14 protein-coding genes are annotated in these 14,186 nt (G+C 45.3%); 6 read left to right on the top strand and 8 right to left on the bottom strand.

Annotated features, from left to right (window positions below):
- Nucleotides 1–49: 49 nt before the first annotated feature.
- A complete protein-coding gene (locus CH367_RS20300; protein ID WP_100764332.1) occupies nucleotides 50–601 on the bottom strand; it encodes a PadR family transcriptional regulator in 552 nt (183 codons plus the stop codon).
- A 365-nt stretch (nucleotides 602–966) separates the two neighbouring features.
- Nucleotides 967–1,326 carry an LB_289 family protein gene (locus tag CH367_RS20295; RefSeq protein WP_100764331.1) on the bottom strand — a complete coding sequence of 120 codons (360 nt, stop codon included), beginning with the start codon at nucleotides 1,324–1,326 and terminating at the stop codon, nucleotides 967–969.
- Between the two features lie 195 nt (nucleotides 1,327–1,521).
- Here CH367_RS20295 and CH367_RS20290 point away from each other — a divergent pair, with 195 nt between their 5' ends.
- Nucleotides 1,522–3,144 (top strand): aldehyde dehydrogenase family protein, encoded by a 1,623-nt coding sequence (locus CH367_RS20290; RefSeq protein WP_100764330.1) that lies wholly within the window; start codon nucleotides 1,522–1,524, stop codon nucleotides 3,142–3,144.
- Nucleotides 3,145–3,276: 132 nt separating this feature from the next.
- Here the strand turns inward: CH367_RS20290 and CH367_RS20285 are convergent, their stop codons facing one another.
- The 5 genes from CH367_RS20285 to CH367_RS20265 all read right to left on the bottom strand — a co-directional run bounded on the left by CH367_RS20285 (nucleotide 3,277) and on the right by CH367_RS20265 (nucleotide 8,465).
- Complete coding sequence (locus CH367_RS20285) at nucleotides 3,277–3,708, bottom strand: acyl-CoA thioesterase (protein WP_100764329.1); 432 nt, start codon at nucleotides 3,706–3,708, stop codon at nucleotides 3,277–3,279.
- Nucleotides 3,709–3,710: 2 nt separating this feature from the next.
- Nucleotides 3,711–4,442 carry a Yip1 family protein gene (locus CH367_RS20280; protein WP_100764363.1) on the bottom strand — a complete coding sequence of 244 codons (732 nt, stop codon included), beginning with the start codon at nucleotides 4,440–4,442 and terminating at the stop codon, nucleotides 3,711–3,713.
- 101 nt (nucleotides 4,443–4,543) lie between these two features.
- Nucleotides 4,544–6,166, bottom strand: a complete 1,623-nt coding sequence (locus tag CH367_RS20275) for an FMN-binding glutamate synthase family protein (protein ID WP_100764328.1) — start codon at nucleotides 6,164–6,166, stop codon at nucleotides 4,544–4,546.
- Nucleotides 6,167–6,213: 47 nt separating this feature from the next.
- Nucleotides 6,214–7,023, bottom strand: coding sequence for a UDP-2,3-diacylglucosamine diphosphatase (locus CH367_RS20270; RefSeq protein ID WP_100764327.1), 810 nt, complete (start codon nucleotides 7,021–7,023; stop codon nucleotides 6,214–6,216).
- 164 nt (nucleotides 7,024–7,187) lie between these two features.
- Nucleotides 7,188–8,465, bottom strand: coding sequence for an acetyl-CoA hydrolase/transferase family protein (locus tag CH367_RS20265; protein WP_100764326.1), 1,278 nt, complete (start codon nucleotides 8,463–8,465; stop codon nucleotides 7,188–7,190).
- 110 nt (nucleotides 8,466–8,575) lie between these two features.
- Here CH367_RS20265 and CH367_RS20260 point away from each other — a divergent pair, with 110 nt between their 5' ends.
- From CH367_RS20260 to CH367_RS20245, 4 genes are all read left to right on the top strand, one after another.
- Complete coding sequence (locus tag CH367_RS20260; protein WP_100764325.1) at nucleotides 8,576–9,787, top strand: MFS transporter; 1,212 nt, start codon at nucleotides 8,576–8,578, stop codon at nucleotides 9,785–9,787.
- A 459-nt stretch (nucleotides 9,788–10,246) separates the two neighbouring features.
- Entirely contained in the window at nucleotides 10,247–11,128 is an 882-nt protein-coding gene (locus CH367_RS20255) for a patatin-like phospholipase family protein (RefSeq protein WP_100764324.1), read from the top strand.
- A 6-nt stretch (nucleotides 11,129–11,134) separates the two neighbouring features.
- Nucleotides 11,135–13,099: a glycoside hydrolase family 5 protein gene (locus tag CH367_RS20250; protein WP_100764323.1), complete on the top strand. Its 1,965-nt coding sequence runs from the start codon at nucleotides 11,135–11,137 to the stop codon at nucleotides 13,097–13,099.
- Entirely contained in the window at nucleotides 13,096–13,377 is a 282-nt protein-coding gene (locus CH367_RS20245; protein WP_100764322.1) for a TIGR04454 family lipoprotein, read from the top strand. The genes CH367_RS20250 and CH367_RS20245 overlap by 4 nt, the downstream gene beginning before the upstream one ends.
- Nucleotides 13,378–13,540: 163 nt before the next feature.
- Here the strand turns inward: CH367_RS20245 and CH367_RS20240 are convergent, their stop codons facing one another.
- On the bottom strand, nucleotides 13,541–13,843 hold the full coding sequence (locus CH367_RS20240) for a hypothetical protein (RefSeq protein ID WP_208862021.1): 303 nt from the start codon (nucleotides 13,841–13,843) through the stop codon (nucleotides 13,541–13,543).
- Nucleotides 13,844–13,981: 138 nt separating this feature from the next.
- On the opposite strand from CH367_RS20240, the gene CH367_RS20940 reads away from it, so the two are divergent.
- Nucleotides 13,982–14,186, top strand: a 205-nt coding sequence (locus CH367_RS20940; RefSeq protein ID WP_208862020.1) for a hypothetical protein, incomplete at its 3' end; no start/stop codon positions are given.

Below are 14,186 nucleotides of genomic sequence, written 5' to 3'. Positions count from 1 at the left end.
TAGCCTAAGACAAACGGATCGAAGTGAAAAGTAGAAAAATGAATTCGGTTTAAAAATCGGAGTTTTTTATTTTGATTTTGGATTCTTCGGCCCATTGTAAAAAACTTTTTGCAGTGGCGATTCCGAAGTCTAGAGTAACAAGACTCAACATCTTGCTCGTTTTCGGGTTATCCGAATCTTCCACGAGTTTGCGTATGTTCTCGTAAATTTCGGTTAGACGTTTGGCTTCTTCCTTTGTGTCTTGAAGATGTCCGATTAACACGTCCTTATCCACGTGGTTTCCGAAAAAGAGTTTGAGAAGAAGTTCGTTTCGATACGGGGACTTTTCAACGGGCTTTTCCAACCACTCCTTAAGTTCTTTCTTACCCTTAGGTGCGATTTTGTAGATCGTCGACTCGGGTCCGGATCCTTTTTTTTCTTTGGAAGATTTCAGACAACCTTCCTTTTCGAGTTGTTTCAGAATCGGATAAATCTGTCCGAAACTTTCCTGCCAGAAGAATCCGATGGATTGTTCTATCGTTTTTTTGATTTCATAGGCATTTTGGGGGCCTTGTCCCAGAATCCCCAAAAGCGCATAACGTGTTTTATTGATACGGGCCATTTAAGCGGTTCTAAACCTTGAGTTTTCTTTATATTTAGTTTGCTTGATTAACAATTGCTGTTGGGGCTTTTGCTGTGATTTCATGAAACGAGGATGGAAAAAATTCTGTCCTTCAAACTATAAATTGAGAGGTATATCTTTTAGATACTATCTGTTAGATAGAGATCAAGCATTATTTATCGTTTCTGCCGGAATGGTAGAATGTTTGTTTGTGTGTACAATTGAAAGTGAGGAATCCTCAATGCGAGCGAAGCCTCGTATTTGAAGGAGCGACGCGTTCGCCGATAAGAAATAAATTTTTGAATAGAGTTATAGGAAAGGCGGGTGCGAAATATCTAACGTCGGAAAAGGAAAAAAGCCAGGGTTTAAACCCCGACTTCCTCTTCTTCTGTTTCCGATTCTTCTTCGTTCATAAGTTCTTTGAGTTCATTGTATGCTTTTTCTTTTTCCTGAACTCCGGTCTTCTTAATCGCTTTGCGAAGAACGTTTTCCCATTGTTTTGCGGGCAGATTCGCCTGGATGTCTTCTAAAAGTTCCAAAACGGCGATATCATCTCCGGTGTTGAAAATCTCGGTCACATCATAACGGAAGAGCGCCGACAACTCGTCGATGTATTCTCCTACGCTAGTTCCTTTTCCGGAGGCGAGCCTCTTTTCTTGAAGCTGTGTCTTTTTTTCTGCCTTGCGGAGGTCTCTTTCTCTTCTTTCCAGTTCGGTGCGTTTCATAGAAAAACCCTCAAGTATAGCTGATAAGCCAGTTTTTTACGGGGGCTTTCCATGTATAGGAGATTCCCGGGACGCCCCCGAGACCGGTTGCAAAAACGCTTGTTATAAAATCCATTCTCTCTGTACTATAGACGGATAGAACGAACGTTATGGTTTATGAGAAACATAGAAAGAAGAGAAAATAGGAGAAATTAAATGGCACCGAGTGCAGTCGCAGAATCAAAACGCCAAACAAACGGGAATTATGCGGGAAGCGGTTTTCAAGTTGCCCAAAATCCGGCAACTCTGGAGGAAATCGGAAAAGTCCCGAACACGGATCTGGCAAAAATGCCTGAGATTTTCAAAAAAGCCAGAGAGGCTCAAAAAGAATGGTCTCAGCGAAAATTTGCGGATCGTAAAAAACACGTTCTCAAAATGAGAGATTATATCGTGGATCACGCCGAAGAACTCGCGGAGATCGTAAGCAAGGACAACGGTAAATCGAGAATGGACGCGCTTGCAACCGAGGTTCTTCCGGCGGCTTTAGCCGCCGATTGGTATGCAAAGAATGCAAGACATCATCTTCAGCCGAAAAAACTTCCGATGTCCACATTCTTATTTTTTAATAAGAAGAATGAATTGCATCGTGTTCCTCTCGGAGTGGTGGGAATCATCAGCCCTTGGAATTATCCGTTGTCGATTCCTTTCGGTGAGATCGCAATGGGTCTTATGGCGGGGAATGCGATTCTTTTGAAGGTCGCACAAGCTACGATTCTTGTGGGCCAGGCCATCGAAAAGATCGTTGCCGCAGGAGAATTGCCCGAAGGTCTTTTTTATCATATCGTAGGTTCGGGCGGAGCGGTTTCCAAATCCTTCTTCGAAAATAAAGTCGATAAGATCTTTTTTACCGGCTCGGTGGCTACGGGTAAAACCTTGATGGCGGCCGCGGCTTCCACGTTAACTCCTTTGTCCTTAGAACTCGGCGGAAAGGATCCTATGATCGTTTTGGAAGACGCGGATCTGGAACGTGCGGCGAACGGCGCGGCTTGGGCCGGTTATCAAAACGCGGGTCAATCCTGCGGAGGTGTGGAAAGATTGTATGTGCAGGAAAAAGTATATGATAAATTCGTAAACTTACTTGCGGCCAAAACGAAGGCGATCCGTCACGGAGCCGATCAAAACTTCGAAGTGGATATGGGTTCCATGACCACTGAAGAACAACTCAACACGGTGAAACGTCAGGTGGACGGGGCCGTAAAACAGGGCGCGAAGATCATCGCACAATCACAACCTTCCGGAAATACGAAGGGATTCTTTTATCCTGCGACTTTGATGGTCGACGTAAATCATCAGATGGAACTGATGAAAGAGGAGAATTTCGGTCCGGTAATTCCGGTGATGAAGTTTAAAACGATCGAGGAAGCGATCGCGCTTGCGAACGATTCTTCCATGGCCTTGACTTCTTCCGTGTGGACTAAAAATTTAAGTCTCGGTAAGAAAATCGCGCGTAAGTTGGAATCGGGTGCGACCACGATTAACGATCACCTTTATACGCACGGTCAATCCGAAACTCCTTGGGGCGGTTGGAAAGAATCCGGTCTTGGTAGAACCCATTCCGGTTTGGGTTTCGACGAGATGACTCAACCGAAACTCGTGAACTGGGATATCATTCCTTCGAAGAGAAATATTTGGTGGTATCCGTTTAACAAAACTTCGTATGAGGCGATTCTCGCGGCGATGCGGTTTAACTTTACGAAGAATCCGATTTCTTTGATCGTAAACGGAACAAAACTTACGATTTTTATGATCGGTAAGATGTTTACTTCATGGAAGGTTTGAGGTAGAAGAGAGAGTTGACGGAACTCCGGCGGTGAAGTCGGAGTTCCATTCTTAAACGTTGTAACGATTCGAAAGCGCGCGCAACGTATGACGCATTCGGCGAGCCGCCGCAGATACAACGATCCGAATCGATTAAGGAAAAATCTTTCGGAAACCTTCGGGAAGAGTTCCTAACTTGCGATTCGTGTAATCCATAAAAACAACGCCGGTTTTTGCCTCACAAATGATCTTGCCGTTGGCCGGTCCGTCCGCGTGAGTCATTCTATAATAGATATCGCAACCGCGTTGATTGAAATCTCCCGCGGTGATCTCCACCCGAATTTTATCTCGGAAAAAAGCTTCCGCCTTATACACGACCGCGATGTCGGTCATGATGATTCCAAGTCCGTCCACATTGAGTTCGGTGTAATTGTGTTCTAAGAAGAATCTCGCTCTCGCTTCGTGAAGCAAAGAGATTACACGATCGTGCGCGAGATGATCCGCAAAATTTACGTCGTAGATTCGAACGTCCAAATCAACGGACCAAACGAATTTATTAGGGAGTTCGAGTTGAATTCTTGCCATGTTTATTCCTTGCTGTCGTGTCCTTCAGCTTTCGCTTTTTCCATCGCCTTTCGAATGATCTCCGCGGCGTCCTGTTCTCCCTGTACTTCCTCTTCTCTGGAAAGCGGTTTTTGAGAATTCATACTTTCTATGATTTTATAATCCCTGATATAGGAATCCATCTTCGAATATTGAAGATACAAAAGAATCGAAGCGAACACGCCGAGTACGATCGCGGTTCTTTTTACGGGAGCTTGCAGATACGAAGTCAAAGCGATATAAAATAAAAACGGAATGTAAGCGGTGAACGCGACTCCGATTCCGATTCCCACGAAGATATGAATCAATCCGCCGAAACTTTGAAGCAATAACGCGCTCCAAAACATTCCGAGGACCGCGGTGCTCGCCCTAAAATTCTTTTTCCAATTCGTATTCCCTCCGCATGCCCAGGAGAAAAACATATAAAGAAGTCCTAAAGTAGGAAAGACGATAAAACTTGCGAGGAAATAGGCGATAGGCATTTCCAAAAACAGAAAGGACCAGGGAGGATTGGAAAACCCGCTCGGAGTCAATACGGTCATGCTGAGTACCGCGATCACGTATAAAAATCCCATGTAGATCAAACAACGAAGATACATGGGGATCAGGGATTCTTCGGGAGCGTCGGAAAGTTTTTTAAAAAAAGAAACGGGTTGAAGTAAAACGCCTCGAGCTTCTTCGAGAACGTTTGCAAATGAAAAAGAAAACTGAAACATGAAATCTCCGCTTTCGCACAGGTTTTCGCGCAAAAGCGGGATTGCAAGAGGAAAAGAGTATCGCTTCGAATGTTCTTTATTACATCCGTTACGAGATCGTTTTAGCCTTTGGTTCTGCCGTTGTTCGGATGTTCTACCTTGGAAACTCCTTGCATGTATTCTTCCAAGTAGGTGTGTTCCGTATAATCGAGCATCTTCGTAAAATGAACGTGATCTCGTTGGTATCCGAGAATCGTTTCCAAGGTTTTGAAGATGTTGAGTCCTGCGCTGATTTCGATATCGGTTCCTCGGAATTGAAGTGGATGTTCGTAACCCGCCGCGTGAGTGACCGAAAGGACTTCTTTGCGCAATCCCTTGATGTAGTTTGCGTTCCGTTCCGCTTTGAGTTCAATGTCAAGACCCGCTTGGAGCCAACGATTCTGAGTGGCGACCCCGGCCGGACAATGATCGGTATGACAACGTTGCGCCTGGATACAACCGATGGACATCATCGCTTCTCTGGCGACGTTGATCAGATCGCAACCCATTGCAAACGCGACGATCGCGCGATCGGGAAATCCTAGTTTACCGCTTCCGATCCAAGCCATTCTTTCCGAAAGTTTTTCATTTTGAAAGATCTGATAGACTCTCGCAAAACCGACCTTAAACGGAAGTGAAACGTGATCCGCAAAGGCAAGGGGAGCGGCTCCGGTTCCTCCTTCACCGCCGTCGATCGTGATAAAGTCGGGACCCTTGTTGGTTTGTTTCATTCTTTCCGCGAGTTCGTTCCAAAAATGAATTTCACCGATGGCGCTTTTGATTCCGACCGGAAGCCCGCTCGCGGAATGAAGTTTTTCGATAAAGTCTATGAGTTCGCTTACCGTTCCGAATTCGGAATGTGCGTTAGGCGAAACACAGTCCACTCCTGCGGGAACTCCTCGGATCGCGGCGATCTGCGAGGTTACTTTTTTGCCGGGAAGAATTCCTCCCTTACCGGGTTTTGCGCCTTGAGAAAGTTTGATCTCTATCATTCTCACTTGAGGATTTTCGTGGATCTTTTGTTCGAAAAGATTCAGGGAAAAATTTCCTTTCTCATCCCTCGCTCCGAAATACCCGGTTCCGATCTGCCAGACGATGTCTCCGCCTAACTGGTGATAGGGGCTGATTCCGCCTTCGCCCGTGTTTTGATAACAATGAGCCATCATGGCTCCTTTGTTCAAAGCGGAGACCGCGTTTTTGCCGAGCGATCCGTACGACATCGCGGAGATGTTTACGACGGAAGGAGGACGAAACGGTTTTTTGCGGTTGTGAAATTCCCCGATCACTTTCAGACAAGGGATCATGGAAGAATCGTTCTTGAGATGTTTTACTTTCGACTCCGGGAACGGAAACGCGCTGTGTTTGATGATCGGATAACCCGCTTCGTAAAGAAGTTCGGTCGTTCCGAAACCGAAGTTGTTGTTTTGTTTTTTCGCCGTCGCATAAACCCAGGAACGTTCCGCTCGATTGAACGGCATCTCTTCCTTATCGTTCGCAACCCAGTATTGTCTGAGTTCGGGGCCTATCGTTTCGAAAAGATATCGGATTCTTCCCACGAGAGGAAAGTTATGTTTGATTGCGTGTCTTCTTTGAACGATGTCGTGAACGAGCGCGATGAGAGTGTAAGTTCCCAAAGCATAGAAGAGAGAAGACCAAGGATTTTCCAAAATGAACTGCAGGATCGTAGAAAAGTTTGGAATTTGCATCCGGCAATTCTGCACCTTTTGAAAAGGTTTCGCAAGAAATATTTTTACTAAAGGGAGGAATCTTCTTTGTGTTTGTAAACAAATTCTTTCGAGAATTCTCCCCGTTTGTTCATTCTCGCTCCGATAAAATGGGAGCCGTCTTGTAAAACGAAGCTGTTACTCTTCACCCAATCGCCCGTGTTGATGATTCTAAGATGGGGGATACAAAGAAAGTCGTGTGTATGACCCGAGATTAAAACACGATCGCCTTGGTGAGTGATTCTTGAAAGACGTTCGTAATATTTGAGAATTTCCTCGGTTGTAGTCGGGTCCTGTCTGTTTAGATGTTTTTGATAAAACGCTTCCGAAAAACGGAATAGGTTTGGGACCAGAAGAGCGATCGCATGCAGAAAACGTAATAAAAAGATCGAACCGATCCAGGTGAAACGATTGTATTGACCTTGGTGGCCGTGAACCGCGATCAGAGATTCGGTTTCGGTTTTTTCGCAGACGTTCCAGTTTCTTTCCTTCAGATATTTTTCGATCTTGGGTGGAAGATTCATCAGATAGGAAGTCGAATCGTGGTTTCCTACGATATAAATTTTGTCTCCGCCGAGCGCCGATAACAAATCCAATCGATCGAAGAGTTTGTTAAATTTTTTTTTACTTCTGCGGAGTTTGCGCGAGGCGCTGAAGAACCAATTTTCGATGATATCGCCCACGAGATAGATCGTCTGAAAGCGTACGTTTTTCTTTTCGAGATGATCTAAAAACTGAAACAGTTCCTTGTGTTTGTGGGATTTTATTTTTTTATTGAGAAGGTAGTGAACGTCCGAAAGAAAAATTCCTTCATAGACTTTATCCCTTTCAAATTTCATCGGACAGTCGGTTCAAAATCAATCTGACGGATCGAAGTATCTCTGTCAAACGATTCCGACCCGATTCTTTCCTTTGAAAAATAAAATTCGATTACAAGAATTCCGTAAAAACGAGGATCGCGATTTCCTTCGTTCCTAAAAAATCCGTAAACCGTGTTTCTTCTTTAAAGAACCTTAAAACGTTCCAGAGCATCCTTTTCGAGTTTTTCTCTATGATTCGGATGTGCGATTCCGATCAGAGCCTTCGCTCTTTGCCGTAAATTTTTTCCGTATAAATTTGCGACCCCGTATTCGGTTACGACGTAGTGAACGTGCGCACGGGTCGTGACGACGTCGGCCCCGGGTTTGAGAATGGAAACGATTCTAGATTCTCCTTTAGCCGTGGAAGAAGGAAGTGCAATGATGGGTTTACCGCCTTCGGACAAGGAAGAACCGCGTATAAAATCCATCTGACCGCCGACTCCGGAGAACTGTCTCGTGCCGATCGTGTCCGCGCAGACTTGTCCGGTTAAGTCCACTTCCACCGCGGAATTGATCGCTGTGACCTTCGGGTTTTTTCGGATCACGTGCGGGTCGTTGATATAACCGATGTCGAGCATCGCAACTTCCGGATTGTCGTCGATGAAGGCGTAGAGTTTGCGGGTTCCCATCACGAATCCGGAAACGATTTTGCCCGGATGTTTTTTCTTATGAATCCCGGTGATGATTCCTTTTTGAACGAGTTCCATAACCCCGTCCGAAAACATCTCCGTATGAATTCCCAAATCCTTATGAGACGTTAGACACGTTAGGACCGCATTGGGGATCGCGCCGATTCCCATCTGAAGTGTCGCGCCGTCTTCAACGAGAGAAGCGACGTTCTTTCCGATCGCGAGTTCGACTTCGGAAGGTTCTTCGGAAACGTGTTCGTGCAAGGGAAGATTTCCTTCCACAAAAGAACGGATTTGGTTTATGTGAATGATTCCGTCTCCGTGAGTACGTGGCATGTTTTCGTTGACTTGCGCGACGACAACCTTTGCGGTTTCGACGGCGGCCTTGCTGATATCGACGGAAACTCCGAGAGAACAAAATCCGTGTTTATCGGGGGGAGAAACTTGGATGAGCGCCACGTCCAAGGGAAGAATTCCGTTTCTAAACAAGGACGGACATTCGCTTAAGAAAATCGGAATATAATCTCCTCTTCCTTCTTCCACGGCCTTGCGAGTGTTTGCGGCGACAAAAAGTGCGTTCGTAAAAAATTTTCCTTCCATACCGGGTTCCGCATAAGGAGCCTTTCCTTCGGTATGAAGGTGAATCATTTCCACGTTAGTCAGCTCGTTAGCGCGCGCGGTTAACGCTTCGATCAAAAGCGAAGGAGCGGCCGCGACGCTGTGAACGAAAACCCTTTGACCCGCTTTGACTGACGAAAGAGCCGAATTTGCGGAAATAAATTTATCTTTCATGAGAATTCAGAACCTTTTTCCGCATGATTCTGGAAAAGAAATAAAGTCGTTCAATCCATTTTTAGCGTTTTTATATCTACAGGGAATTGACATTTCGCAAGCTATCCAATATGTCCTCTCATTCTCCCCGTAACATTTACGTAAAATCCGAACCGATGCTGATCTTCGCGCTCGCGTCCGTTCAGTTCACACATATTCTCGACTTCGTAATCATGATGCCTCTTGGAAGTTATTTTCAAGAAGCGTTTCATATCAATCCGAGAGAATTCTCCTTTCTAATTTCCGCATATACATACAGCGCGTTCGTTGCGGGAATCATCGGCGCACTTTTTATCGATCGATTCAATCGAAAGTCGGCGGCGATCTTTTTATATGCCGGTTTTATCATAGGAACCGCGTTTTGTGCCGTCGCGAATTCGTATTATCTTCTTTTAGCCGCGAGAATTCTTTCCGGAGCCTTCGGAGGAATTTTAAGTTCCATCATCTTCGCGATCGTAGGAGACGTGATCGCGATGGAAAGAAGAGGGCGCGCGACCGGTGCGATCATGGGAGCTTTTTCCGTCGCTTCGGTAATCGGAATTCCGGTGGGTTTGAAGATCGCGGAATATTACGGATGGAACATGTCCTTTGCCGGAATCGTTTTGTTGAGTCTTCCGATTTTGGTTTTGATGTATTATCATTTACCGAGCATTCCTCCGTTTCAATCGGCAGGGGAGAATCCGCTTCAGAACTTCATTCGAATCCTAACATATAAAAGATACATGGCCTCTTATATGCTGATCATGTTTGTGATTCTCGGTGGGTTTACCGTCATTCCGTTTATCGCGCCTTATATGGAAAGAAACGTAGGAATTCCAAAGGAGAACATTCCTTGGATCTATTTCTTCGGCGGCCTTGTGACTTTCTTTTCTTCCCGTGTGATCGGAATCATTTCGGACAAGATCGGCAAGCACAAGGTATTCTATATTCTGGTTCCGTTATCCTTTATTCCGATTTGGATCATGACCAATCTTGGACAAACCTCTCTTGTTAATGTTTTGATTCTTACCACGGTCTTTATGGTAATCGTTTCGGGAAGATGGATTCCCGCCTTGGCATTGATCACATCTACGACCGAACCTCGGGATCGCGGAAGATTTATGACTGTGATCTCTGCCTTGCAGAATCTTGCATCCGGCTTGGGCGCGACGATCGGCGGAAGTATTCTTGTGGCGACGACTCCGACTTCTCCGTATCAAAACTACGACGTGGCGGGTTATCTCGCGATAGGGTTTAACGTGATCGCGATTATCTTGATTTCTAGAGTGAAGGCCGTTTCTTAAAGAACGATTGTGTTTCAACAGTTGACCGCGCGCACTTCGTGCGCGCGGGGATTCTCCTTACGCAGATCCAATTTCCATCTTTGGAAAGAAAATTCTAAAAAAAATCGCTCTCTTCTTGACATTTTAATGAGACAGAATATTCTGCGGCCACACGAAAAGGAGGTGGTCTAGTGAATGATAGTTGTTGTAAACAATTGACCTGTGAGGTGGCTGAGCAATAGCCCGGGTTTCACTTGCAATACAGCCGTAGTCGGGGCATTGCAATACAATCAGACCACTGACCTTTCTGAGTTTCGAGAACTGGTCATTCTCGAGCTTCCGATCTCGACAGATGGATGTCGACGAAACGTCGCAGTCGCTCAGAAGGTTTCCCTCTTTCTGAAATTCTTTCCACTTGAACTTCCTTCGAACAAACCGAAAATTCTTCTCTTTTTTCCAACCCCTTGAGATTCAGGTAGAATGAAACGTGCCCTTATCCTATCCGGAGGCGGAGCCCGAGGCGCTTACCAAGCGGGTGTTCTTCGTTATTTGGAGGAGATCCAATTTAAGCCGGACATTATCTGCGGTACTTCCGTAGGGGCGATCACCGCGACCGCGATGGGTTGTGGAATGAACGCCGCCGAAATCACGAAGTTGTGGAAGTCCATCGAAGCGAAGAAGGTGATGCGTTATTCGATCTGGAACGATCTGGTCGATATCTTCGTAAAAAGTTATTCGCCGTTAACCGATACGACCCCGCTTAAGAATCTGCTTTATTCCCATCTTGACTTCCGCAATTTAAGGAAGAATCCGGTCGAGGTGATCATCACCGCGGTCAACATTCTCACCGCAGAGCTCGTCTTTTTTAGAAACAAGGAAATCGACATAGAACACGTGATGGCGTCCTCCGCGATTCCCATGTTTTTCCCTTGGCAGTACGTGGATGGAAAACCGCATTGGGACGGCGGAGTGATGGCGAACACTCCGATTCTTCCCGCGGTGGAACGAGGAGCGACCGACATCGTAGTTGTTCTTTTGTCGCCGGTCGGTGGAATCGATATGGGTTTGCCGAAGACGAGAAGAGAAGGTTTGGAAAGGGTATTCGAACTTTCTTTGATCGGTTCGTTTCAAACCGTGATGTCCAATTTGAACTTCGAGAAAAAAATGAAGAAAGGAAAAAAATCAAAACTTTCTTCCCTCTTATCGATTCCAAGCGCGGATCGCCCCGAGTTGAAGATCCGTACGATCGGTCCAAGGACCTCTCTCGGTTTTGGAAGTATTCTGAACTTTTCGCAAGTTCAGGCTGACTATCTGATCACCCGAGGATACGAGGACGCAAGAATTCAGTTCGGAGAATATTAGAATATTATGGAAGAATTATTCGTTAAAAACGGACATTTCGCGGGCAAGGACGGAACGATCTATCAGCTTCGCGGAGTCAATCTTTCCGGTTCGGCAAAAATGCCTTCTAAACCGGACGGAACCACACACTTCGATCAGACCTTAACTTTTTTTAATCATAGAAACGTTTCGTTCGTCGGACGTCCTTTGGAAGAGGATCAGGCCGCTGAACATTTCGATCGTCTTCGCAAATGGGGATTCAACTTCTTGCGGTTTCTCATAACGTGGGAAGCGATCGAACACAAGGGTCCCGGTAAATACGACAACGAATACATAGACTACGTGGAAAGAATGGTCGCGCTCGCCGCACAGAAAGGTCTTTATCTTTTTATCGATCCGCATCAGGACGTTTGGTCCCGTTTCACCGGAGGAGACGGAGCTCCCGGTTGGACCTTGGACGAACTCGGAATGGACATTTCTAAGATTCGCGATTCCGAAACCGCGATCGTTCATCACTTTCAAGGAAGAAATTACCGAAGAATGTCCTGGCCTTTGAATTATCAGAAGTACGCGTGCTCCACGATGTTCTCATTGTTTTTCGGCGGAAAAGAATTCGCGCCCGATGCAAGGATCGGAGGAAAGAACGTTCAGGATTTTTTACAGGATCATTATATCGATTCCGTTCTCAAGATCGTTCGCAAACTTAAGAAATATAAAAACGTGATCGGCTTCGACACGTTAAACGAACCTTCTCCAGGATGGATCGGTAAAAAGAATCTGGGAGAATTCGACGGGTTCGGTTTTGGCAAGGTGGTCAAAACTTCTCCGTTTAAGGAAATGTATCTTTCCGAAGGGCGTGCGGTTTCGGCGGAACAAGCGTATATGCTCGGGTTTTGGAGTTTGCCTTGGGGAAAAGTCCGTTTGAATCCGAACGGAGTTCCTCTTTGGAAACGAGGACAACAGTGTATCTGGAGAACGCACGGGGTATGGGACTACGATCCGAACGGCGCTCCGATGATGTTGAAGCCGGAATATTTCTATAAGAAGAACGGAAGAAAATACGATTTTTATTCCGACTTCATGCACCCATTTATCAAAAAGTTCAAGGAACGAGTGCAGAAGGTGGAAAGTCGTTTTCATATTTTTATAGAAAGCGATCCGGCGCGTCTCGAACTCGAATGGAAAGAATCTCCCAAAAAGAATCATGGTTCCGTCGTCAACGCGACACATTGGTATGATATATCGGTACTGATGTTGAAACGATATTATCCCTGGTTCGGGGTTCATATCTTTAAACAAAAACCTGTATTCGGAAAAGAGAATATAGACAAGGCGTACGAAGATACGATTCGAATGATCCGAGAAATGTCCGAAAAGAATATGGGCAACTGTCCGACCGTCATCGGAGAAACCGGAATTCCGATGGACCTGAATCAAAGAGCCGCGTATCTCAAAAAAGATTACGGAGTTTTGGAAAAAGCGCTCGATCGTGTGATGAAAGCCATCGAAAAAAATTTCGTAAATCTTGCGTTGTGGAATTATACTCCCGATCATACTCACAGTCTCGGCGATCGATGGAACGAGGAAGATCTATCGATCTATTCCATGGACACCCCGACCTCGTACGACGAAGACGGTGGAAGAGCGGTGCGCGCATTCAGTCGTCCGTATCCGATTCGAACCAAGGGTTTGCCGGTCGCTTTGAACTTTGATATGGAACGATCCTTGTTCAAATATTCGTTTCGACAAGAAGGGGATTTGTTTCCCGAAACGGAAATTTTTATACCGGAAATCCATTATAAAAACGGATTCGAAGTTTTAGTGAATGCCGGTACGTATCAATATGATTCTCGCGCCAAAATATTAAAATTTAAGGGAGAAAAAGGAATTCTTCATTATGGAATAACTATTCTCCCGTCCAAAAAATCACTTTTCAGGGAACAAGATCGGGTTAAAGTGGTTCCCAATACTCAAAAGAGGAAGATTAGATGAAAAAAGTTCTTATGATTTCCCTAAGCGCTCTTGCAGTTCTTTCATTGACTGTAATGTGCGGCGGACCGAAACATTCTGCGGAAGAATGCGCTCCTATCGTAGAAGAAATGTTAACCAATCTTACCGCTGGACAAAAAGCGGACGACACTGCAAACATCGCGACTATGAAAGCGACATTAGTTCCAGTTTTACAAAAAGAATGTATGTCCGGAAAATTCGATCTTACTTGTCTTAAATCTGCAAAAAGCATTCCTGCAATCCAGGCTTGTAAGAAATAAGATTTCTCCTATTCGCACCTCGTTGATCTTTCGATGACGAGGTGTTGAATTCTTTCCCACCTTTTTTCCGCTTCCGCCACTTTTCCGTTCTTATCTATCCTATCGCTCGTTCTGGCATTGTTTGCAATCATTCTAATTTAGTTTTTTGGAACTTGAACAAATCTCATTCTTCCATTAAGAAGAATCCTTCTTCTTCCGAATAACAGCCATGTTCTCGGTAAGGTCCCGAAGGATAAAAATGAATTCTTTGCGCGTATCTTCTTCCGATTCTCATACAACTCAAACAGATATCCCAACGAATGGCCCAGTCGCATTCTTCCTTTCGATAAGAAGGGAATACGCGTAGTAACGGTTTGGTTTCCGCTTTTTCGGTTTCGGAGCTTTGTAGAAAGAAGTTGGTTCCCAGCGGTAGGATCAAAACGGGCACGAGTAGAATTTTTATCAGCGTTCTTTGATAAGTTTTCATTGGTGTCGGCGAACTTGATTTTGATTCGGCTGTTGTCGGCATTGAATGTTTTGGGTGTCCTGGATGTCGCGCTCTTGAGTCTGGGAACAATAATTTAGTTTCGGGCTTTATCTTGTCTTATTCTTACTATCGAAACGCTTGCTCGAACCGAGAAGAATAAAATTTGAATTTATCTTTGCTTTCGAGTCGCGTGAGCAATATCCGTGCGGCATCGCTTGCTCACAATCTGTCACGGCCGTAGTCCATTGCAAGCGCGAGCTCGTGGGTGCCGAGGTGACGTCACTCGGAACCGTATGGGTTGAAGTTTTAGAAAAAACGGAGGAGCGTCACGCATGGGAGCAAT

This window comes from Leptospira barantonii (genome assembly GCF_002811925.1).
Classification (GTDB): Bacteria; Spirochaetota; Leptospiria; order Leptospirales; family Leptospiraceae; genus Leptospira; species Leptospira barantonii.
The sequence above is the reverse complement of the archived record's forward strand: the minus strand, read 5'-3'. Positions and strand labels throughout refer to the sequence as shown.